The organism is Klebsiella sp. JB_Kp042 (assembly GCF_040065275.1).
Lineage (GTDB): Bacteria > Pseudomonadota > Gammaproteobacteria > Enterobacterales > Enterobacteriaceae > Klebsiella > Klebsiella quasipneumoniae.
Genome location: NZ_JBEAJL010000097.1, coordinates 46888 through 68102 on the forward strand (window position 1 = coordinate 46888; position 21215 = coordinate 68102).

General features: G+C 58.6%; 20 protein-coding genes and 1 tRNA gene. 5 read left to right on the plus strand and 16 right to left on the minus strand.

Features of this window, described 5'->3' with window-relative positions; genetic code table 11:
- The first annotated feature begins 29 nt into the window (after positions 1 to 29).
- The gene (ettA, locus tag ABLV54_RS19350; protein ID WP_023291900.1) at positions 30 to 1697 is read left to right on the plus strand and encodes an energy-dependent translational throttle protein EttA; all 1668 of its coding nucleotides are present in this window, start codon (positions 30 to 32) and stop codon (positions 1695 to 1697) included.
- Positions 1698 to 1790: 93 nt separating this feature from the next.
- Here the strand turns inward: ettA and nadR are convergent, their stop codons facing one another.
- Genes nadR through serB form a run of 3 tightly spaced genes read right to left on the minus strand, consistent with a single transcriptional unit; the run spans position 1791 to position 5408 of the window.
- Positions 1791 to 3023 (minus strand): multifunctional transcriptional regulator/nicotinamide-nucleotide adenylyltransferase/ribosylnicotinamide kinase NadR, encoded by a 1233-nt coding sequence (nadR, locus tag ABLV54_RS19355; protein ID WP_050534032.1) that lies wholly within the window; start codon positions 3021 to 3023, stop codon positions 1791 to 1793.
- Between the two features lie 21 nt (positions 3024 to 3044).
- Positions 3045 to 4427 (minus strand): DNA repair protein RadA, encoded by a 1383-nt coding sequence (gene radA / locus ABLV54_RS19360; protein ID WP_023291899.1) that lies wholly within the window; start codon positions 4425 to 4427, stop codon positions 3045 to 3047.
- A 9-nt stretch (positions 4428 to 4436) separates the two neighbouring features.
- Positions 4437 to 5408 carry a phosphoserine phosphatase gene (gene serB / locus ABLV54_RS19365; RefSeq protein WP_032452386.1) on the minus strand — a complete coding sequence of 324 codons (972 nt, stop codon included), beginning with the start codon at positions 5406 to 5408 and terminating at the stop codon, positions 4437 to 4439.
- Between the two features lie 104 nt (positions 5409 to 5512).
- Between serB and ABLV54_RS19370 the strand changes: the two genes are divergently transcribed.
- Together ABLV54_RS19370 and lplA are read left to right on the plus strand one after the other, a co-directional pair.
- The gene (locus ABLV54_RS19370) at positions 5513 to 6160 is read left to right on the plus strand and encodes a YtjB family periplasmic protein (RefSeq protein WP_023291897.1); all 648 of its coding nucleotides are present in this window, start codon (positions 5513 to 5515) and stop codon (positions 6158 to 6160) included.
- Positions 6160 to 7176: a lipoate--protein ligase LplA gene (gene lplA / locus ABLV54_RS19375; RefSeq protein WP_032452385.1), complete on the plus strand. Its 1017-nt coding sequence runs from the start codon at positions 6160 to 6162 to the stop codon at positions 7174 to 7176. The genes ABLV54_RS19370 and lplA overlap by 1 nt, the downstream gene beginning before the upstream one ends.
- 84 nt (positions 7177 to 7260) lie before the next feature.
- Here the strand turns inward: lplA and deoD are convergent, their stop codons facing one another.
- The 13 genes from deoD to ABLV54_RS19440 all read right to left on the minus strand — a co-directional run bounded on the left by deoD (position 7261) and on the right by ABLV54_RS19440 (position 19742).
- Positions 7261 to 7980 (minus strand): purine-nucleoside phosphorylase, encoded by a 720-nt coding sequence (gene deoD, locus ABLV54_RS19380; protein WP_002887789.1) that lies wholly within the window; start codon positions 7978 to 7980, stop codon positions 7261 to 7263.
- A 102-nt stretch (positions 7981 to 8082) separates the two neighbouring features.
- A complete protein-coding gene (gene deoB, locus ABLV54_RS19385) occupies positions 8083 to 9306 on the minus strand; it encodes a phosphopentomutase (protein ID WP_023291895.1) in 1224 nt (407 codons plus the stop codon).
- Between the two features lie 52 nt (positions 9307 to 9358).
- Positions 9359 to 10681: a thymidine phosphorylase gene (gene deoA / locus ABLV54_RS19390; protein WP_032429093.1), complete on the minus strand. Its 1323-nt coding sequence runs from the start codon at positions 10679 to 10681 to the stop codon at positions 9359 to 9361.
- A 109-nt stretch (positions 10682 to 10790) separates the two neighbouring features.
- Positions 10791 to 11570: a deoxyribose-phosphate aldolase gene (deoC, locus tag ABLV54_RS19395; protein WP_032452384.1), complete on the minus strand. Its 780-nt coding sequence runs from the start codon at positions 11568 to 11570 to the stop codon at positions 10791 to 10793.
- A gap of 415 nt (positions 11571 to 11985) precedes the next feature.
- The gene (locus ABLV54_RS19400) at positions 11986 to 13263 is read right to left on the minus strand and encodes a NupC/NupG family nucleoside CNT transporter (RefSeq protein ID WP_023291892.1); all 1278 of its coding nucleotides are present in this window, start codon (positions 13261 to 13263) and stop codon (positions 11986 to 11988) included.
- A 129-nt stretch (positions 13264 to 13392) separates the two neighbouring features.
- Positions 13393 to 14187: a metal-dependent hydrolase gene (locus tag ABLV54_RS19405; protein WP_032452382.1), complete on the minus strand. Its 795-nt coding sequence runs from the start codon at positions 14185 to 14187 to the stop codon at positions 13393 to 13395.
- Entirely contained in the window at positions 14184 to 15257 is a 1074-nt protein-coding gene (locus tag ABLV54_RS19410) for a patatin family protein (RefSeq protein ID WP_023291890.1), read from the minus strand. The genes ABLV54_RS19405 and ABLV54_RS19410 overlap by 4 nt, the downstream gene beginning before the upstream one ends.
- 153 nt (positions 15258 to 15410) lie before the next feature.
- Positions 15411 to 15572 (minus strand): DUF1328 family protein, encoded by a 162-nt coding sequence (locus ABLV54_RS19415; RefSeq protein ID WP_002887716.1) that lies wholly within the window; start codon positions 15570 to 15572, stop codon positions 15411 to 15413.
- Between the two features lie 129 nt (positions 15573 to 15701).
- Positions 15702 to 16322 (minus strand): molecular chaperone OsmY, encoded by a 621-nt coding sequence (gene osmY, locus ABLV54_RS19420; protein ID WP_017901234.1) that lies wholly within the window; start codon positions 16320 to 16322, stop codon positions 15702 to 15704.
- Between the two features lie 219 nt (positions 16323 to 16541).
- The gene (gene prfC / locus ABLV54_RS19425; protein WP_025711754.1) at positions 16542 to 18131 is read right to left on the minus strand and encodes a peptide chain release factor 3; all 1590 of its coding nucleotides are present in this window, start codon (positions 18129 to 18131) and stop codon (positions 16542 to 16544) included.
- Positions 18132 to 18221: 90 nt separating this feature from the next.
- Complete coding sequence (gene yjjG, locus ABLV54_RS19430) at positions 18222 to 18899, minus strand: pyrimidine 5'-nucleotidase (RefSeq protein ID WP_023291888.1); 678 nt, start codon at positions 18897 to 18899, stop codon at positions 18222 to 18224.
- Positions 18900 to 18913: 14 nt separating this feature from the next.
- A complete protein-coding gene (gene rimI / locus ABLV54_RS19435) occupies positions 18914 to 19360 on the minus strand; it encodes a ribosomal protein S18-alanine N-acetyltransferase (protein WP_044525302.1) in 447 nt (148 codons plus the stop codon).
- Positions 19329 to 19742 carry a DNA polymerase III subunit psi gene (locus ABLV54_RS19440; RefSeq protein ID WP_044525301.1) on the minus strand — a complete coding sequence of 138 codons (414 nt, stop codon included), beginning with the start codon at positions 19740 to 19742 and terminating at the stop codon, positions 19329 to 19331. The genes rimI and ABLV54_RS19440 overlap by 32 nt, the downstream gene beginning before the upstream one ends.
- 102 nt (positions 19743 to 19844) lie before the next feature.
- Between ABLV54_RS19440 and rsmC the strand changes: the two genes are divergently transcribed.
- Positions 19845 to 20873: a 16S rRNA (guanine(1207)-N(2))-methyltransferase RsmC gene (rsmC, locus tag ABLV54_RS19445; RefSeq protein ID WP_023291885.1), complete on the plus strand. Its 1029-nt coding sequence runs from the start codon at positions 19845 to 19847 to the stop codon at positions 20871 to 20873.
- A gap of 171 nt (positions 20874 to 21044) precedes the next feature.
- A tRNA-Leu gene (locus ABLV54_RS19450) sits at positions 21045 to 21131 on the plus strand.
- Positions 21132 to 21215: the final 84 nt, after the last annotated feature.

The following is a 21215-nucleotide window of genomic DNA, read 5'->3' on the forward strand; positions in this document are numbered from 1 at the left end:
TATCAAAATAGAAAGAGGCGAAGTCCAACGTGGCTCAATTCGTTTATACCATGCATCGTGTCGGCAAAGTGGTTCCGCCGAAACGTCATATTTTGAAAAATATCTCCCTCAGCTTTTTCCCTGGCGCAAAAATCGGTGTGCTCGGTCTGAACGGCGCCGGTAAATCTACCCTGCTGCGCATCATGGCCGGTATCGACACCGAGATCGAAGGTGAAGCGCGTCCGCAGCCTGGCATTAAAATCGGCTACCTGCCGCAGGAGCCGCAGCTCAACCCGGAGCACACCGTGCGCGAGTCCGTTGAAGAAGCGGTCGCCGAAGTGGTTAACGCGCTGAAGGGTCTGGACGAAGTCTATGCCAAGTACGCCGAGCCGGATGCAGACTTCGATAAGCTTGCCGCACAGCAAGGCAAGTTCGAAGAAATTATCCAGGCGCACGACGGCCACAATCTGAACGTGCAGCTGGAGCGCGCGGCCGACGCCCTGCGCCTGCCGGACTGGGATGCGAAAATCGCCAATCTTTCCGGTGGTGAACGCCGCCGCGTCGCGCTGTGCCGCCTGCTGCTGGAAAAACCAGACATGCTGCTGCTCGACGAACCGACCAACCACCTGGACGCCGAGTCCGTCGCCTGGCTGGAACGCTTCCTGCACGACTTCGAAGGCACCGTGGTGGCAATTACCCACGACCGTTACTTCCTCGATAACGTCGCCGGTTGGATCCTCGAACTTGACCGCGGCGAAGGTATTCCGTGGGAAGGCAACTACTCCTCCTGGCTGGAGCAGAAAGATCAGCGTCTGGCGCAGGAAGCCTCTCAGGAAGCCGCGCGTCGCAAATCCATCGAGAAAGAGCTCGAGTGGGTTCGCCAGGGCGCGAAAGGCCGTCAGTCCAAGGGCAAAGCCCGTCTGGCGCGCTTTGAAGAGCTCAACAACGTTGAATACCAGAAACGTAACGAGACCAACGAACTGTTCATTCCACCAGGCGCGCGTCTGGGCGATAAAGTTCTGGAAGTCAGCAACTTGCGTAAATCCTACGGCGACCGCGTGCTGATCGACGATCTGAGCTTCTCGGTACCGAAGGGCGCTATCGTCGGCATCATCGGCCCGAACGGCGCGGGTAAATCAACGCTGTTCCGCATGATGTCCGGCCAGGAACAGCCAGATTCCGGCACCATCACCCTGGGCGAAACCGTTAAGCTGGCCTCCGTCGATCAGTTCCGCGACGCGATGGACAACAGCAAGACCGTGTGGGAAGAGGTCTCCGGTGGTCTGGATATCATGAAGATCGGCAACACCGAGATGCCGAGCCGCGCCTACGTGGGCCGCTTTAACTTCAAAGGCGTAGACCAGGGCAAACGCGTTGGCGAGTTGTCCGGCGGTGAACGCGGTCGTCTGCACCTGGCGAAGCTGCTGCAGGTTGGCGGTAACGTACTGCTGCTCGATGAACCGACCAACGACCTGGATATCGAAACCCTGCGCGCGCTGGAAAACGCCCTGCTGGAGTTCCCGGGCTGCGCGATGGTTATCTCGCACGACCGTTGGTTCCTTGACCGTATCGCCACCCACATTCTGGATTACCAGGATGAAGGTAAGGTGGAGTTCTTTGAAGGTAACTTTACCGAGTACGAAGAGTACAAGAAACGCACCCTCGGCGCCGACGCGCTGGAGCCGAAGCGAATCAAGTACAAACGTATCTCAAAATAAAATGCAAAAAGGCAACGCAAGTTGCCTTTTTTAATGTTTGCTCCCTCTCCCACCGGGAGAGGGCCGGGGTGAAGGCATCAGCCCGCAGAGGATCTACCCCTGCTCACCCATCAGCTGCTTCACCAGCTCGACGCAGCGCAGGAAGCGCGTATCGTAGTCCGACTCCTTAACATGGACGAACTCGATCTCATTCTCTTTCAGCAGCGACACCAGCAGCGACTGAAACTCTTTACGATCCACCGAACTCCCAAGGCTGCGTAACCCATCGGCCACCCACGGGGTATTGTTCTCCAGCAGGATCACCAGATCGAAGCGGTATTCATCAATCAGCGCCTGCACGAACGGGTGCTCTCGCCCCTCGTACTTCAGGCAGAACGCCTGAGTGCTGACGAAGTCGGTATCGATAAACGCCACCTTGTTGGCATATTTCACTGCGAAATCAATATACTGGGCATGCCCGAGGGCTATTTTATCGTAATCCGAATACTGGAGCGCCATCTCATCGCCGCCGAGATGCGAAAAGACATAATCCCGGCCATATTCCCAGGCGCTGGTGGTATTGAAGATATTGGCGAGCTTATTGACCAGCGTTGATTTCCCGCTCGACTCGCCGCCGAGGATCGCCACCGTCCGCACAAAGAACGGTTTCACTTCCGTCGGAATATATTCCCAGTAACGGAACGGGTTCTCGCGGATCTGGCCGCCGCTAATATTCATAAAGGTCCGCCTAGGATCGATAAGCACCGTCTCGATCCCCAGATGCTCAAGGTACTGCGGCGCATCGGCCTCTTCCGAGGTATAGATCCGGTTCGGCTCGATCCCTTTTTCGCTCATAAAAGCGCGGATCCCATGACTCCACACATCCCAGCCGTGCGGATAGGGTTCCATCCCCTCTTCATTGAAGGCGTGGATGCGAATATTCTTCTGATATTTAAAGGTTTGTAGCAGCCAGCGCAGGCGGTCAGGCACCGTCGGCTGCTGCGACATGGCGCTCTCTTCAAACAGCTCGCGGTCGCGAGTGTCGTCATAGCCCATGATGATATGCAGCTCATCGACCTGGCTACAGGCGCGTTGAATCAAATAGATGTGCCCGGTATGCAGCGGGTAAAATTTACCAAACACCACGCCGACGCTTTTCTGTCGGCGGGGAAACTCCAGCCCGAGGAAACGATGCAGCGCTTCTAGCTTCTGCGCGCTCGGGCTTTTGATTTTGGCATTCAACAGTTGGCTGAGATACCCTTTGGTCATCCCGCTGGCTTCCGCCACCTGCTGCAGGGTACAGCCTTTCTGCTTTATGGCGCTTTTTAAATAGTCAAATGACGACATCGCTAATCTCCTTTTAACTTATTATAAGTCGTCAAAAACGCTTAGCGCGTCTGAAAGCTTTTTCACACCAAAGATTTGCATGCCTTCCGGCACTTTTTTCGGCACATTGGCCGCCGGGACGATGGCGCGGCGGAAGCCATGCTTCGCCGCTTCGGAGATACGCTCCTGTCCGCTCGGCACCGGGCGAATTTCGCCAGCCAACCCCACTTCGCCAAAGACCACCAGGTCCTGCGGCAGCGGGCGATCGCGCAAGCTGGAGACCATCGCCAGCAGCAGCGCCAGATCGGCGCTGGTTTCCGTGACCTTCACCCCACCGACCACGTTGACGAAAACGTCCTGATCGGCCATCTGCAGGCCGCCGTGGCGATGCAGCACCGCCAGCAGGATCGCCAGACGGTTCTGTTCCAGCCCCACCGCCACGCGGCGCGGGTTGGACATCATCGAGTGATCCACCAGCGCCTGGATCTCCACCAGCAGCGGGCGGGTCCCTTCCCAGACCACCATCACCGAGCTGCCGGAGGTGATTTCATCTCCCCGGCTGAGGAAGATAGCGGATGGGTTGCTCACTTCGCGCAGCCCCTGCTCGGTCATAGCGAAGACGCCCAGCTCGTTCACCGCGCCAAAGCGGTTTTTGTGGCTGCGCAGAGTGCGGAAGCGGGAGTCGGCATCGCCGTCCAGCAGCACCGAGCAGTCAATACAGTGCTCCAGCACCTTCGGGCCGGCCAGCGAACCGTCTTTGGTGACGTGGCCGACCATGACGATCGCCACGCCGCGTGTTTTGGCAAAGCGCGTCAGGTAGGCCGCCGTTTCACGTACCTGGGCGACGCTGCCCGGCGACGACTGAACGTCGGCCATATGCATCACCTGGATAGAGTCGATCACCATCAGCTGCGGTTTTTCTTCCTCGGCAATCTGACAGATCTGCTCAATGCTGGTTTCCGACAGCATGTTCAGGTTCGCCGTCGGCAGCCCAAGGCGATGGGCGCGCATCGCCACCTGCTGAAGGGACTCCTCCCCGGTGACGTACAGCGTTTTCATCCCTTCCGCCAGCTTGCACAACGTCTGCAGCAGCAGCGTCGATTTCCCCGCGCCGGGGTTACCGCCAATCAGGATCGCGCTGCCCGGCACCACGCCGCCGCCGAGTACGCGGTCGAACTCTTTAAAACCGGTGGAGAAACGCGGCAGCGCTTCCAGGCTGATGTCTGACAGCTTCTGCACCTTCGAGACGCCGGCGTGACCGGCGTAGCCTGACAAACGCTCGTTTCTCGCCACCTGCGGCGACGCGGCGATGCGCATCTCGGTGATGGTATTCCAGGCATGGCAGGCGCTGCACTGCCCCTGCCAGCGCGGGTAATCCGCACCACATTCATTACAGACAAATGCGCGTTTTGGAGCTTTCGCCACGTTTACCTCTTACTTTTGGTTCATGCTGCCCGAGAGAATACAGAATACCCCCATCAGGTCAGCGTGGCGGATAGTCACTTCCGCCTGTTCATTCACTTTAGGCTTAGCATGATACGCGATGCCGAGTCCTGCCGCTTTAATCATCGGCAGATCGTTTGCGCCATCGCCAATAGCGACGGTTTGCGCTGGCGGGATTTCATACTTTTCCGCCAGCTTGCGCAGCGTATTGGCTTTGTATTTGGCATCGACGATATCGCCGAGCACGTTGCCGGTGAGCTTGCCGTCGCGGATCTCCAGTTCGTTGGCGAACACCGCGTCGAGATGCAGCTTATCGCGCAGATACTCGGCGAAGAAGGTGAAGCCGCCGGAGGCGATCGCCACCTTCCAGCCCAGCGTTTCCAGCTTGAGCACCAGCTGCGCCAGGCCCGGCATCAGCGGCAGCGCGTCGCGAACCTGCAGCAGAATGCTGGCATCAGCGTCTTTCAGCGTCGCCACGCGCTGGCGCAGGCTGGCGGTGAAGTCCAGCTCCCCGCGCATCGCCCGCTCGGTCACTTCCGACACCAGCTCGCCGGTGCCGGCCAGTTTCGCGATCTCATCGATGCATTCGATCTGGATCGCCGTGGAGTCCATATCCATCACCAGCAGTCCCGGGGTGCGCAGATGAGGGATTTTACCCAATGGCGCGACGTCCAGCCCCGCCTCATGTGCCAGTCGCGTCGCACGGGGGGTCAGCGAACCGGCCAGGCGGATCACCTGGTAATCCTCGACCACCCAGGAGGCGACGATCACTAACGCGGCGCCCAGCTCACGCTGCCAGTCCGTCAGACGGCGTTTATCCAGCCCACGCCCGTACAGCAGCCAGCCGCTGCGCCCGGCGTGATAATCCAGCGGCATGACCTCGTCACCGCTCAGGGAAAGCGGCAACCCAGGCCACAGGGAAACGTCTTCAGGCAGGTCGCACCAGGTCAAACTGTTAGGCATTACGGCTCCACATCTCTTCATTCAGGCGAGGAAAATAACGCATGAGGCTACCTTGTAACCAGCGCTTCTGGCAACATTAAGCTGCAAATTTTCAAAGGTGGAATATGGTTCGCGCAAAACTGAAATTCCGGCTGCATCGTGCGGTCATTGTCCTTATCTGTCTCGCCCTGCTCGTCGCGCTGATGCAGGGCGCCTCGTGGTTCAGTCAGAACAGTCAGAAACAACGCAATCCGCAGCTGGAAGAGCTGGCCCGCACGCTGGCGCAGCAGGTGGTGCTGAATCTTGCGCCGCTGATGCGCAGCGAGACGCCGGACGAAAAGCGCATCAATCAGCTGTTGACGCAGCTCACCCACAACAGCCGCGTACTGGACGCCGGGGTATATGACGACCAGGGCGACCTGGTGGCGCGCTCTGGCGAAAGCGTCGAGGTTCGCGACCGGCTGGCGCTGGATGGTAAGAAAGCCGGCGGCTACTTCAACCAGCAGATTGTCGAGCCGGTGCCGGGAAAAAACGGTCCGCTGGGCTACCTGCGTCTGACCCTCGATACCCATACGCTGGCGACCGAGGCGAAGCAGGTGGATAATACCACCAATATCTTACGCCTGATGCTGTTGCTGTCCCTGGCCATCGGCGTGGTACTGACCCGCACGCTGCTGCAGGGCAAACGCACCCGCTGGCAGCAATCGCCCTTCCTGCTCACCGCCAACAAGCCGGTTGAGGATGAAGACGATGAAAAGAAAGGAAATCTATAATGTCCACACTGCGCCTCCTGCTTTCTGACTCTTACGACCCGTGGTTCAACCTGGCGGTCGAGGAGTGCATTTTCCGCCAGATGCCCGCCACCCAGCGGGTGCTGTTCCTGTGGCGCAATGCCGATACCGTGGTCATCGGCCGCGCGCAGAACCCGTGGAAGGAGTGTAATACCCGCCGCATGGAGGAAGATCATGTGCGGCTGGCCCGTCGCAGCAGCGGCGGCGGCGCGGTGTTCCACGACCTCGGCAATACCTGCTTTACCTTTATGGCAGGCAAACCGGAGTACGACAAAACTGTCTCCACCGCTATTGTGCTGGCGGCGCTCAATTCACTGGGCGTAACCGCCGACGCCTCCGGGCGCAACGATCTGGTGGTCAAAACCGACAGCGGCGACCGCAAAGTCTCCGGCTCCGCCTATCGTGAAACCATGGACCGCGGTTTTCACCACGGCACCCTGCTGCTCAACGCCGATCTAAGCCGTCTCGCCAACTACCTCAACCCGGACCAGAAAAAGCTGCAGGCTAAAGGCATTACCTCGGTGCGCGGGCGGGTGGCGAACCTGGTTGAGCTGCTGCCGGGCATTACCCATCAGCAAGTTTGCGAGGCGATCCAGGAGGCGTTCTTCAGCCATTACGGCGAACGGGTAGACGCCGAGGTGATCTCCCCGGACAACACGCCGGACCTGCCGAACTTTGCCGACACTTTCGCACGCCAGAGCAGCTGGGAGTGGAACTTCGGCCAGGCGCCTGCCTTTTCCCACCTGCTGGACGAGCGCTTCCCCTGGGGTGGCGTCGAGCTGCATTTTGACGTTGAGAAGGGCCATATTACCCGCGCGCAGGCCTTTACCGATAGCCTGAATCCGGCGCCGCTGGAGGCGCTGGCGGAACGCTTAATCGGCTGTCAGTATCGGGCTGAGGTTTTGCAGCAGCAGTGTGAGGCGCTGATGGAGGACTTCCCGGAGCAGGAAGCGGAACTCAAAGCGCTGTCGGTGTGGATTGCCGGCGCGGTACGCTAAAAAAAAGCCCGCTGGCGTAGCGCTTAGCGGGCCTGGAAAACCGCAGGCCGGGTCAGGCGAAGCCGCCGCCCGGCACAACAGCTTTTACTCTTTATCGCCCAGCAGCACGGATTCCAGCGCGATTTTAATCATGTCGTTGAACGTGGTCTGACGCTCCGCGGCAGTGGTCTGCTCGTGGGTACGAATATGGTCAGACACGGTGCAGATGGTCAGCGCTTTCGCCCCGAATTCCGCCGCCACGCCGTAGATACCCGCCGCTTCCATTTCCACGCCCAGGATGCCGTATTTTTCCATCACGTCGAACATGGACGGGTCCGGGGTATAGAACAGGTCTGCAGAGAAGATGTTGCCGACGCGCGCGTCAACGCCCAGCGCTTTCGCCGCGTCTACCGCGTTACGCACCATGCCGAAATCGGCAATCGCCGCGAAGTCGTGGTCTTTAAAACGCAGACGGTTCACTTTGGAGTCGGTGCAGGCGCCCATACCGATCACCACGTCGCGCAGTTTGACGTCTTCGCGCACCGCGCCGCAGGAGCCGACGCGGATGATTTTCTTGACGCCGAAATCGGTGATCAGCTCTTTGGTGTAGATAGAGCAGGACGGAATACCCATCCCGTGGCCCATGACGGAGATTTTGCGGCCTTTATAGGTGCCGGTGAAGCCCAGCATGCCGCGCACGTTGTTCACTTCACGCACGTCTTCGAGAAAGGTTTCTGCAATGTGCTTGGCGCGCAGCGGGTCGCCCGGCATCAAGACTACGTCAGCGAAATCGCCCATTTCTGCGTTAATGTGAGGAGTTGCCATCTTCAGTTCCTTTTACATTGTTGTTTTTGCCGGGCGGCGGCACGCCTGACCCGGCCGACAAAACCGTAGGCCCGGATCGCTGAGCGCCACCGGGCAATTGCATCACAGCATGTTTTTACCGTAGGCCATTGGCGAGGTACCAAAGTATGTCGCCAGCGTCTGGCCGATGTCCGCGAAAGTTTCGCGGTGGCCTAACGATCCTGGTTTCACTTTCGGGCCGTACACCAGCACCGGAATATGCTCGCGGGTGTGGTCGGTACCGGTCCAGGTCGGGTCGCAGCCGTGGTCGGCGGTGAGGATCAGGATGTCGTCTTCCCCTACCAGCTCCATCAGCTCCGGCAGACGGCGGTCGAACAGTTCCAGACCCGCCGCGTAGCCGGCGACATCGCGACGGTGGCCCCAGGAGGAGTCAAAGTCGACGAAGTTGGTGAAGACGATAGTCTCGTCGCCGGCTTCCTTCATCTCTTTGATGGTCGCGTCGAACAGCGCGTCCAGCCCGGTGGCTTTCACTTTTTTGGTGATGCCGCAGTTTGCGTAGATGTCCGCTATCTTACCGACAGACACCACGTGGCCGTTCTTCTCGTCAACCAGCTTCTGCAGCACGGTCGGCGCCGGCGGTTCGACCGCCAGATCGTGACGGTTGCCGGTACGCTGGAAGTTACCGGCTTTATCGCCGATAAACGGACGAGCGATGACGCGGCCAATGTTGTAGCCGCCTTCGGTCAGCTCTTCACGGGCGATTTCGCACAGCTCATACAGCTTGTCGAGGCCAAAGGTCTCTTCGTGACAGGCGATCTGGAACACGGAGTCAGCGGAGGTATAGAAAATCGGTTTCCCGGTTTTCATATGCTCTTCGCCGAGCTGATCGAGGATCACCGTCCCGGAAGAGTGGCAGTTGCCGAGGTAGCCCGGCAGGTTGGCGCGTTTCACCAGCTTATCCAGCAGCTCCTGCGGGAAGCTGTTTTCATGATCGCTGAAGTAGCCCCAGTCAAACAGCACCGGCACGCCGGCGATTTCCCAGTGGCCGGACGGCGTATCTTTACCAGAAGAGAGTTCATGCGCCCAGGCCCAGGCGCCAATCACTTCAGCATTGCCATCCATTCCGGCGGCAATTTTACCGGTAGAGCCTTCATGCGCTTTCACCAGCCCCAGACGGGTCAGGTTCGGTAAATTCAGCGGGCCTTTGCGGCCGTGGTCAGCCTCGCCTTTGGCGCAGGCTTCCGCAATGTGGCCCAGGGTATCGGCGCCGACGTCGCCAAAGCGGTCTGCGTCTTCCGTTGCGCCAATCCCAAAGGAGTCCAGCACCATGATAAATGCACGTTTCATCTTGTTCTCCATACATCTTGCGCTGCAAAAAAGCGATCAGATCAGTATATCGCTATTCGGTGATACGGCGATAGACTGTCGGTGTAATTTCCGGAGCTTTATCGTCCAGTTTAATGGCCGCTTTGACCGCTTTCGCGGCCTCCTGCCAGCTGTTCTCGTCTTTGGCATGGATCACCGCCAGCGGACGCTGTCCGTCCACGCGGTCACCCAGACGCGCCATCTCGGTAAAGCCAACGCTATAGTCAATGGTGTCTGATGCCTGACGGCGGCCGCCGCCCATAGAAACCACTGCCATACCCAGCGCACGTGTATCCATCGCGCTGACAAAACCTTCGGTATCAGCATAGACTGCTTTGCTCAGCATCGCCGTCGGCAGATAATGATCATAATTCTCGACAAAGTCGCTCGGTCCTTTCTGCGCCGCGACCATACGGCCAAAGACTTCCGCCGCTTTACCGTTATCCAGTACCGCCTGCAGCTTCGCGCGCGCGTCGGCATCGTCCGCCGCCAGCTTGCCGGAAATCAGCATCTCTACACACAGCGCCATCGTCACGTCGAACAGACGCGGGTTGCGGTATTCGCCGGTCAGGAACTGGACCGCTTCGCGAACTTCAACGGCGTTCCCGGCGCTGGAGGCCAGCACTTGGTTCATATCGGTCAGCAGCGCGGTGGTGCGCACGCCGGCGCCGTTGGCGACCCCGACGATCGCTTCCGCCAGCGCGGCGGAAAGTTCATAAGTCGGCATAAACGCGCCGCTGCCGACTTTGACGTCCATCACCAGCGCATCCAGCCCTTCCGCCAGCTTCTTGGCAAGGATCGAGGCGGTGATCAGCGGGATGGAGTCCACCGTCGCGGTAATATCGCGGGTGGCATAGAAACGTTTGTCCGCCGGAGCGAGGGAGCTGGTCTGCCCGATAATCGCCACGCCGACATCTTTAATAATCTCGCGGAAGCGGTTGTCGTCCGGGAAGATATCGAAGCCCGGGATCGCTTCCAGTTTATCCAGGGTACCGCCGGTATGGCCGAGTCCGCGGCCGGAAATCATCGGCACATAACCGCCGCAGGCGGCCACCATCGGTCCCAGCATTAGCGAAGTGACATCCCCGACGCCGCCGGTGGAGTGTTTATCGACGATCGGGCCGTTAAGGTTGAGGCTTTTCCAGTCCAGAACGGTACCGGAATCCCGCATCGCCATGGTCAGCGAAACGCGCTCCGGCATAGACATATCGTGGAAGAAGATGGTCATCGCCAGCGCGGCGATCTGCCCTTCTGAGATAGTATTGTCGCGGATGCCGTTGATGAAAAAGCGGATCTCTTCATCGCTTAATGCCTGACCATCACGTTTTTTACGAATAATTTCTTGTGCGAGAAACACGGTAACCCCCATGAGGAATCGGGTGAATGGTGGCGGGTGGCGCTACGCTTACCCGCCCTACGATCCTGTAGGCCGGATAAGCGAAGCGTCATCCGGCAATGTCTGACAATCAGTAGCTGCTGGCGCTCTTGCCGTCGCCGTGACCCAGGGCTTTCAACAGGCTGGCCAGCAGGCTGGAGGCACCAAAGCGGTAGTGACGGGCATCGGCCCAGTCGGCGCCAAACAGCTCATCGGCGATCGCCAGGAACTGCTGCGCATCTTCCGCGCTGCGCACGCCGCCCGCCGGTTTGAAGCCAACGGTTTTCTCAACGCCCATATCGCGGATGACTTCCATCATGATGCGCGCGCTTTCCGGCGTAGCATTCACCGGCACTTTACCGGTCGAGGTTTTGATGAAATCGGCCCCGGCTTTGATAGAGATTTCAGACGCTTTACGGATCAGCGCTTCTTCTTTCAGCTCACCGGTTTCGATGATCACTTTCAGCAGCACGTTGGCCGCCGCGCAGGCCTCTTTACAGGCTTTCACCAGCTCGAAGCCGACCTGTTCGTTACCGGCAATCAGCGCGCGGTACGGGAACACCACGTCCACTTCATCGGCGCCGTAAGCGATCGCCGCGCGGGTTTCCGCCAGCGCAATGTCGATATCGTCATTACCGTGCGGGAAGTTGGTGACCGTAGCGATGCGGATCTCCGGCGTTCCCTGCTCGTTCAGCGTTTTACGGGCAATCGGGATGAAGCGCGGATAGATGCAGACCGCCGCGGTGTTACCCACCGGGGTTTTCGCCTGATGACACAGGGCAATCACCTTCTCATTGGTGTCGTCGTCGTTCAGGGTGGTCAGGTCCATCAGTTTTAACGCGCGCAGGCTGCTTGCTTTTAAATCAGTCATTTCATACTCCGCCGGCGCAGTGCCGGTTCAATAGTTTGTTCACCTTGCGAGTCTGTTACTATTGTAACATTCACTCGCCGCTACACTTCGACATTCATCACAGTTAATGAAAACTACTTACTAATTTGCATTACTGTAATGTGACTTTAATCACAAAATATCAGCGCATACCGCGGCAATTATCCTCACGCCCCTCTTAAGCATAATCGAAACTCCGCACCCAATGAGGATGTGATAATTCTAACACACAATGACAGAGACTCTCGACACCGTGGCGCACATTTTGCCCACCCAGCCGGTGATACAATTATTATATTTTGAAATATAAGCTATTTTTCTGAAAGTCAGAAATGATGGAATTTTCACAAACTCAATAAAACCAGCGACGCGGCGGCCGCTGGTTGAGGGAACTGGCTTAGAGGGCGAGGAAAACCCCGGCGATGGTGGCGCTCATCAGGTTAGACAGCGTCCCCGCCGCCACCGCACGCAGCCCAAGCTGGGCGATATCCTGACGCCGGTTGGGCGCCATCCCCCCGAGGCCGCCGATCAGGATGGCGATCGATGACAGGTTAGCGAATCCGCACAGCGCGAAAGAGATAATGGCTTTAGTGTGATCTGAAATAACCTGCAGCCCGGCCGCCGCCACCTCGGCGTCCGCCTTCAGATACTCGCCAAAGTTCATATAGGCCACGAACTCGTTAATGATCAGCTTCTGGCCGATAAACGACCCCGCTACCGTCGCTTCGTGCCACGGCACGCCGATCACCCACGCCAGCGGTGAGAAGACCCAGCCGAGGATCATCTGCAGCGACAGCTCCGGATGGTTAAACCAGCCGCCGACGCCGGACAGAATGCCGTTCAGCAGGGCGATCAGCGCGATAAACGCCAGCAGCATCGCGCCGACGTTGAGCGCCAGCTGCATACCAGACGCGGCGCCGGAGGCGGCGGCGTCCAGCACGTTGGCCGGTTTATCCGCGTCAGCGCTCTGGCGGTCATGAGCCGGGTTATCGTCCGGCGTTTCCGTTTCCGGTACGATAATTTTGGCAAACAGCAATCCACCCGGCGCCGCCATAAACGACGCGGCAATCAGGTACTCCAGCGGAACGCCCATCTGCGCATAGCCCGCCAGCACGGAACCTGCCACCGAGGCCAGGCCGCCGCACATGACCGCAAACAGCTCCGAGCGGGTCATAGTGGCGATATAAGGACGCACCACCAGCGGCGCTTCGGTCTGACCAACGAAGATGTTCGCCGTGGCCGACAGCGATTCGGTACGCGAGGTCTTCAGTACCGCCCGCAGCGCGCCGCCGAGAATGCGAATGACCAGCTGCATAATGCCCAGGTAGTAAAGCACGGCAATCAGCGACGAGAAGAAGACGATCACCGGCAGCACGCGCAGGGCAAAGACAAAGCCGCCGCCGCCAAACACCTCGAACATTTTATCGGAGACCAGCCCGCCGAAGATGAAACCGATCCCTTCATTGCCATAGGCAATTACGCGGGCGACGCCGTTCGACATCGCTAACAGCGCCGAGCGCCCGGCCGGTACATACAATATCAACGCGCCGATACCCACCTGGATTATCCAGGCGCCGAGCACAGTACGCAGGTTAATGGCTTTTCGATTATTGGAGAGCAGCACAGCAATGGCCAACAGCGCCACCATGCCGATAAGTCCCATGAGGATTTGCATACAGATTCCCTGTGTTTTGATAGTCCAGCACTAACGGCGTGATTATATCGGCATGAAACTATCCTGCCTGCCAGGCTTCACACATTTTAAGCAAATCAATGATATGGATGAACAATTATGAGAATTCGATCACCATACAGTGGCTGAGGGCAGGGAAAACAAGGCGAGCGTGTTGCGCATTATCCCTTCGGCTATGGCTGCCGGCGGCTCCGACCGGAGTTCGCACAGGGCGTCAAATACCCGCGCAGCTTGCTCCGGGCGATTGGGCTGTCCCTGGAAGCCATTGAGCGGCATATCCGGGGCATCGGTCTCCAGCAGCAGGGCTGAAAGCGGCAGACGCGCCATCACCTCGCGGGTTTTGCTGGCGCGGGGATAGGTAATGGTGCCGCCAACGCCGATCTTATAGCCAAGCTGCACGAAACGCTCGGCCTGCTGCAGGCTGCCGGCGAAGCCATGTACCACCCCGGTACGCGGCAGGGCATGTTTTTTCAGCAGCATCGCCAGCTTATCGTGGGTGCGTCGGGAGTGGAGGATCACCGGCAGATCGTAACGCTTCGCCAGACGCAGCTGCGCTTCCAGCAGCGCCTGCTGACGATCGAACTGCGGCTCGTCGCGATAGAGATCGAGACCAATCTCCCCCACCGCCACCAGTTTTGGCGGGCGCTGCGCCAGCGACGCCTCCAGTTGCGCCAGCCCCTCATCGGTGTGCTGCTCGATGACAATCGGATGCAGGCCCAGCGCGGCATACAGCGCCTCGTGCTGCGCCGCCAGCGCCAGCACGCGGCTAAAACGCTCAGCGGAGATGGCCGGAACGATAATTCGCCCGACGCCGGCCTGCGCCGCACGCGCCAGGCTGGCGACCTCATCTTCCGCGAAGGGGGGAAAATCGAAATGGCAGTGGGTATCGATAAAACGGTGCGTCACGCCAGATCCTCATGATTAAAGCTTGCGTCATTGGCCTGCGGCGCAGCGATGATGGTCGCCTGCGGCGCTTCATTGGCCACCGGCACCGGCGGCACCACCACCGGCGCAGGCCGGGCGATACGCGGCGCGTGGCGCAACAGCGGCGGCCGGTCGGCCAGCAGTTTACCCACGGTGGCCAGGAAATAACGGCCGCACTGGCGTCCGGTTTTGTAGTCCTCCAGCAGCGCCGGCAGTCGGCTGCCAAGCGCCATGCTGCGCAGCGGCCGCTGGGGATAGATTTCGAAGATCCGCAGTTTGCCGGGCGGTTTTTCGATGAACTGCTGGATGGCGCGATAGGTGGTTTCGTGATGATGCACCAGATTGACCAGCGGCTGCAGGCTGCTCTCCCCCAGCCAGCGCTCCATCCGCTTAAACCACTCCGGGGTGTAAAACATCTGCGAAGGGACAGTGCGGATCACCACGATGGTCTGAGCGCCGCGGCGGGCCGCCTCCTGTACCGGGATCGCATCGCTGACGCCGCCGTCAAGGTAGCTAACGCCGTCAAGTAACACGCCGCTGCGGTAAAACCCGGGGATGGCGCTGGAGGCGCGGATCAGATCCAGCCAGGTTTGCGGCGTCGGTGAAAAATAGCTGGCGGAGTAATCGTCGCCGCGACAGGCGCACATCCACAGCTCTTTGCCCAGCGCGAACTGCGTTTCGGCATAGTTCATGGCCAGCGGCATCTGCTGCGAGGTGGCCTCCACCAGCCAGTCGAGATCGATAAGGTTGCCGCCGCGCACAAAGCGCATCGGATCGAAAAACTGGCGTGAGGTGGTGTAGCGTGTGATGACTTTGCGGGCATAGCCTTGCTGATTACACATGTAAGCGGAGAGGTTTTGCGCCCCCGCTGAGGTCCCCAGCATCAGGTCAAAGGGGTTAAATCCGGCGCGCATGAATTCGTCCAGAACCCCGGCGGTGAAAATCCCTCGCTGCCCCCCGCCTTCACACACCAGCGCCAGCTTGCCTGGTCGGAAGGGTTTAACCGCCAGCGGGGCGATATTGCCCAGCGTAACGGGAATGCGTTGCCCCACCCTGCTTTCCTGTTCGATTAGTCTTCTCCTGACAAGGTAACGCAATTTGCCCATCGCTTAAACCGCGAAAGCCAGTCCGCAGGACTGGCTTTGTGTAAGACGACGTGTCAGTAAAAACGCTCAGGCTTCAGCATCGCCCGGATTGTTGTCCCTCTACGGACGTCTGCGTCCTGTAAACAGGCTCACCAGGAACAGGATAATCCCGACGACAAAGACGATTTTCGCGGCGCCAGCGGCAGTACCCGCCAGACCACCAAAGCCCAGGGCCGCAGCAATTAATGCAATGACCAGAAAAATAATTCCCCATCGAAACATACTTTTCTCCTTACCATAATGGACGGTGAACAGCGGTTTGCGCACCCTTTCTGGAAAGCTCATCACTCAGTGGGTGCTGCTATTCGTTCGGCAACCTTGGCCAGACAACACTTTTGTTAATAACTCGATTTACTTCACGCTAAGATCGTTGCGGACGCTTTTCACACCGGAAACCGCTTTCGCAATCTCTGCGGCGCGCTCAGCCTGCGCCGCGGAAGCCACCGTACCGGTCAGATGCACTGCGCCGGCGTTAGTTTCGACTTTCACATTGCGCGAAGGGACAATGTCATCCGCCAGCAGCTTGGCCTTCACTTCGCTGGTAATAGCGGTGTCCCCGGCATAGCCTTTCAGCGTCGCCGTCTCACTCGACGATTTGTGCTGCACCGTCAGCTTGTCGTTGACCTGAGAGACGCCTTCGACCGCTTTTGCCACGCTCAGCGCCTGACTTTTCTGTTCAGCACTGGTGACGTCGCCGCTGAGGGTGACCACTTTGTTTTCCGTTTTCACCGAAATATCGCCGGAGTTAATATCTTTATGGTCGATCAGCGCCGCCTTTACCCGTGCGGTAATGGTGCTGTCGTCCATAAAATCGCCGACTTTATTAATCGAATTGTCTACCGCCTCTCCCGCATTGCTGGCAGCTGACTTCGCACTGTCTACCGTTGTTTTTTCCGTCTCTGCCGAGGCGTTCAACGCGGCTAAGCCTAAGAAGAGCGCCAGCAACATATTGGCATTCTTTAGTCTGGTCATCGTGATGTCCTCGTTTTTTCACCAGCGCTGGCGTCTTATCGCAGTGAATTACGCCAGCATTTTTAAAAACACGAATTAAATATAGTAGACAGGCGAAGGGGTTGCGGAGGATATGGATAAAAAACAGACGAATTAGCGGCGTTTTAAGAACTTTCCAGAAGGAGGGAAGCGCGGGCGGAAGAAGAAAAAAGCGCGGCCTGCGCCGCGCTTCGTCAGGGATTAGTGCTCGCGCGTTTTGCGGAACACCACGTCAGGATAACGCTCCTGCGTCAGGTTCAGGTTGACCATCGTCGGGGCGATGTAGGTCAGGTTATCGCCGCCATCCAGCGCCAGCTGAACTTCGTTTTTACGTTTGAACTCTTCGAATTTCTTCACGTCAGTGGATTCAACCCAGCGCGCGGTGGCCACGTTGACCGATTCGTAAATCGCTTCCACGTTGTATTCGCTTTTCAGGCGCGCCACGACGACGTCAAACTGCAGCACACCCACGGCGCCGACGATCAGATCGTTATTGGCGATCGGACGGAAGACCTGCACCGCGCCCTCTTCAGAGAGCTGAACCAGCCCTTTCAGCAGCTGTTTCTGCTTCAGCGGATCCTTCAGGCGAATACGACGGAACAGTTCCGGTGCGAAGTTCGGAATACCGGTGAACTTCATCATCTCGCCCTGGGTGAAGGTATCGCCAATCTGAATGGTGCCGTGGTTATGCAGGCCGATGATATCCCCAGGATAGGCTTCTTCAACGTGCGAACGGTCGCCGGCCATAAAGGTCAGCGCGTCGGAGATCACCACGTCTTTACCGATGCGCACCTGACGCAGCTTCATGCCTTTTTCATATTTACCTGACACCACGCGCATGAAAGCCACGCGGTCGCGGTGTTTCGGGTCCATATTGGCCTGAATTTTAAACACGAAGCCGGTGAACTTCTCTTCCGCCGCGGTGACTTCACGGGTGTCGGTGTTACGCGGCATCGGCGCCGGCGCCCACTCCACCAGGCCATCCAGCATATGGTCAACGCCGAAGTTACCTAACGCGGTCCCGAAGAACACCGGGGTGATTTCCCCGGCCAGGAACAGATCTTTATCGAACTCGTTCGACGCGCCCTGCACCAGCTCCAGCTCGTCGCGCAGCTGCTGCGCCAGATCTTCCCCCACCGCCGCGTCGAGATCCGGGTTATTGAGCCCCTTCACGATGCGCACTTCCTGGATGGTATGGCCTTTACCGGTCTGATACAGGTAGGTTTCATCTTTGTAGAGATGATAGACGCCCTTGAACAGCTTACCGCAGCCGATAGGCCAGGTAATCGGCGCGCAGCCGATTTTCAGCTCGTTCTCCACTTCATCCAGCAGCTCCATCGGATCGCGGATATCACGGTCGAGTTTGTTCATAAAGGTGAGGATCGGCGTATCGCGCAGACGGGTGACTTCCATCAGCTTACGGGTCCGATCTTCGACGCCTTTTGCCGCGTCAATCACCATCAGGCAGCAGTCCACCGCCGTCAGGGTACGGTAGGTATCTTCCGAGAAGTCTTCATGCCCCGGGGTATCCAGCAGGTTCACCAGACAGTCATGATAGGGGAACTGCATCACCGAGGTGGTGATCGAGATACCACGCTGCTTTTCCATTTCCATCCAGTCGGATTTCGCGTGCTGGCTGGAGCCACGACCTTTTACGGTACCGGCGGTCTGAATCGCCTGTCCGAACAGCAGCACCTTTTCGGTGATGGTGGTCTTACCGGCATCCGGGTGAGAAATAATGGCAAAAGTGCGGCGTTTGGCCACCTCTTGCAGATAAGGAGACAACGTCATAATTAATCTTCTAAGTAAACGCGGCCATGAGCCACGCATGTGGAATACGAAAAATTGCGGCTATTTTACCCATCAACGGGGGGGAGGCAATCAGTGTTTACACAGGAGCTGCTCCAGTTCGCTTAACGAGGTCACCGTCCAGTCCGGCTCGAGGTCCGCCGGCAGCTCGCGCTGATGCGCATTGAGCCAGCAGGTCGCCAGTCCGGCATTCACGCCGCCACGAATATCCGACTCGGCGGTATCGCCGACCATTAGCACCCGCGAGCGCGGTGGGTTACCCGCCTGCGCCAGCGCGTAATCGAAAATGCGCGCGTCCGGTTTGGCGACGCCCACTTCTTCAGAAATAATCAGCAAATCAAAGTGATCGCGTAAACCGGTCCGCTCCAGACGAGTCTGCTGCAGCGAGGTAAAGCCGTTGGTGATGATGCCCATCTTGACCTTGCCCTGCAGCGCGTTGAGCAGAGAGACCGCGCCCGGCAGCGGCGCACAGATTTCCGCCATCGCATTCATAAACGCGTCGTTGAGTTCCCCCGGCGGCACATTCAAACGTTCCGCCCAGCTGTCAAAGCGCTGGTGCTGCAGCTGCAGCGAGGTGATGGCGCCGTTCTGGTAATCCACCCATAGCGGCTTATTCACGGCCTGATAGTCCTGAAAATCTTCGGCGGTAAAGGTCACGCTGTAGTCGAGAAACATCCGCTGCAAGCCGCTGAAAGAATCAAACGTAAACAGCGTTTCATCGGCATCAAAGAAAATCCAGTCCCATTTCATCGTATCACCTTGTCTTACATACTGATTGGCAGAGCCATAATAATGGCGTCTTCGCGCCCGTCGGCCGTCGGGTAGTAGTTGCGGCGAATCGTCGCCTCATTGAAGCCTAAGCTTTCATACAGCGCGATAGCGGCAACGTTGGAGGCGCGCACCTCCAGCCATAGCGTGACGACGCCGAGCCTTTCGACTTCATCAATGACGTGTTCCAGCAGCGCTCGCCCCAGGCCACGGCGCTGGTAAGCGGGATCGACCGCGATATTGAACAACGTCGCCTCATCCAGCACCACTTGCGTAATGGCGAACGCCGCCATTTCGCCATCCACCGACAGCTGATAGTTGCGATAGCGTTCCCCCTGGTTACTGGCCAGGGTCTGTTCGCTCCACGGGAAAGCGTGGGCGCGGGTTTCGATTTGCCAGGCTCGGGTTAAATCAGCTGTGCTGAGGATAGAAATCGTGTTCATGTGCGCAGATTTGTTGCCAGAGCGCCCTGCGAGCCGGCGCGCTGGTCTGGAGTTCATCAAAAGCGGGGGTGGACACCTGGGCGCCCGCCAGCGGCAGCGACGCCTCTGTGCCCAACCGCCAGCTGTTGCAGCGGCTGTCCTGCGGCAGCATCGCCACCCGCTCCGGGGTCAGCTGCAGGACCTGATCTGGCGTCACGGCCAGCGCGCGCAATACGTCGCCAATCAGCGGCTCTGTCAGCGACGGCGGGGTTTCCGCCACCATCACCAGACGAATATGTTCAGGAAGCGAGATAGCGATTTCGCCCTGCAACGCCCCCGGTCGGCGCAGCGACCACTGGGTAATGCCCAGCTGCTGTAGTTGCCAGTCTCGTCGGGATGTCATAGCGAAACACTCCTGTTAAACAAGCGCGCAATATAGCAAATCCGTCGTATCTGCGCCAACAAACTACTATAATCGGCGCCAGTCTTAATGAAGGAGTGTTTCATGTCCGCTTTTACCCCGGCAAGTGAAGTCTTGCTGCGCCACAGTGATGATTTCGAGTCCGCCCGCGTTCTGTTTGCCGGTGACCTGCAGGATGACCTGCCTGCGCGTCTGGATACCGCGGCCAGCCGCGCCCACACCCAACAGTTCCACCACTGGCAGGTCCTCAACCGCCAGATGGGAGACACCGTCCGTTTTAGCTTAGTGGCTGAGGCCGCTGACGTCGCCGAATGCGACACCCTGATCTACTACTGGCCAAAGAATAAACCAGAGGCACAGTTCCAGCTGATGAACCTGCTCTCTCTGCTGCCGGTGGGAAGCGACATTTTCGTCGTCGGTGAAAACCGCAGCGGCGTCCGCAGCGCGGAGCAGATGCTGGCTGAATACGCGCCATTGAACAAAGTGGATAGCGCCCGCCGCTGTGGCCTCTATCATGGCCGACTGGAAAAGCAGCCCGCCTTCGACGCCGATGCCTTCTGGGGCGAATACACACTGGATAATCTGACGATTAAAACCCTGCCAGGCGTCTTTAGCCGCGACGGGCTGGACGTCGGCAGCCAGCTGCTGCTCTCCACCCTCGAGCCGCATACCAAAGGGAAAGTGCTGGACGTCGGCTGCGGCGCAGGCGTGCTGGCCGCCGCGCTGGCCAGCCATTCGCCGAAAGTGCGCCTGACCCTGTGCGACGTCAGCGCCCCTGCGGTCGAAGCCAGCCGCGCGACGCTTGCCGCCAACGGCCTGGCTGGCGATGTGTTTGCCAGCAACGTCTTCTCCGAGGTCAATGGTCGCTTCGACATGATCATCTCCAACCCGCCATTCCATGACGGGCTGCAGACCAGCCTCGAAGCCGCCCAGGCGCTGATCCGCGGCGCGGTTCGCCATCTGAACAGCGGCGGCGAGCTGCGCATTGTCGCCAACGCCTTCCTGCCGTATCCGCAGGTGCTGGATGAGACGTTCGGCTTCCATGAGGTGATCGCCCAGACCGGACGTTTTAAGGTCTATCGCACCATCATGACCCGTCAGGCGAAAAAATAGTCGCCTTCTCACGCCGGCGGCCCGTTTCTGGTACCGCTGGCGCTTCCTGCGGGCAAATCCGCCCATTTTTGCAGCAATCGATACAACCTGCATAATTAACTATTGACGTGTCGCCGAAAACCACTAGAATGCGCCTCCGTGGTAACGATACTTTCATAGTGTCGATGGTATGCGAAGGTGGCGGAATTGGTAGACGCGCTAGCTTCAGGTGTTAGTGTCCTTACGGACGTGGGGGTTCAAGTCCCCCCCCTCGCACCAACGAGGCAATATCTAAAGAAAGAATACTGTGCGAAGGTGGCGGAATTGGTAGACGCGCTAGCTTCAGGTGTTAGTGTCCTTACG

Bases quoted from the DNA above. Each gene is read 5' to 3' on its own strand.
- lplA (WP_032452385.1), top strand. From the start codon at position 6,160: ATGTCCACACTGCGCCTCCTGCTTTCTGACTCTTACGACCCGTGGTTC.
- nadR (WP_050534032.1), bottom strand. From the start codon at position 3,023: ATGTCGTCATTTGACTATTTAAAAAGCGCCATAAAGCAGAAAGGCTGT.
- ABLV54_RS19440 (WP_044525301.1), bottom strand. From the start codon at position 19,742: ATGACATCCCGACGAGACTGGCAACTACAGCAGCTGGGCATTACCCAG.
- prfC (WP_025711754.1), bottom strand. From the start codon at position 18,131: ATGACGTTGTCTCCTTATCTGCAAGAGGTGGCCAAACGCCGCACTTTT.
- ABLV54_RS19415 (WP_002887716.1), bottom strand. From the start codon at position 15,572: ATGTTTCGATGGGGAATTATTTTTCTGGTCATTGCATTAATTGCTGCG.
- deoC (WP_032452384.1), bottom strand. From the start codon at position 11,570: ATGACTGATTTAAAAGCAAGCAGCCTGCGCGCGTTAAAACTGATGGAC.
- deoB (WP_023291895.1), bottom strand. From the start codon at position 9,306: ATGAAACGTGCATTTATCATGGTGCTGGACTCCTTTGGGATTGGCGCA.
- deoD (WP_002887789.1), bottom strand. From the start codon at position 7,980: ATGGCAACTCCTCACATTAACGCAGAAATGGGCGATTTCGCTGACGTA.
- rsmC (WP_023291885.1), top strand. From the start codon at position 19,845: ATGTCCGCTTTTACCCCGGCAAGTGAAGTCTTGCTGCGCCACAGTGAT.
- ABLV54_RS19370 (WP_023291897.1), top strand. From the start codon at position 5,513: ATGGTTCGCGCAAAACTGAAATTCCGGCTGCATCGTGCGGTCATTGTC.
- ABLV54_RS19400 (WP_023291892.1), bottom strand. From the start codon at position 13,263: ATGCAAATCCTCATGGGACTTATCGGCATGGTGGCGCTGTTGGCCATT.
- osmY (WP_017901234.1), bottom strand. From the start codon at position 16,322: ATGACCAGACTAAAGAATGCCAATATGTTGCTGGCGCTCTTCTTAGGC.
- serB (WP_032452386.1), bottom strand. From the start codon at position 5,408: ATGCCTAACAGTTTGACCTGGTGCGACCTGCCTGAAGACGTTTCCCTG.
- rimI (WP_044525302.1), bottom strand. From the start codon at position 19,360: ATGAACACGATTTCTATCCTCAGCACAGCTGATTTAACCCGAGCCTGG.
- yjjG (WP_023291888.1), bottom strand. From the start codon at position 18,899: ATGAAATGGGACTGGATTTTCTTTGATGCCGATGAAACGCTGTTTACG.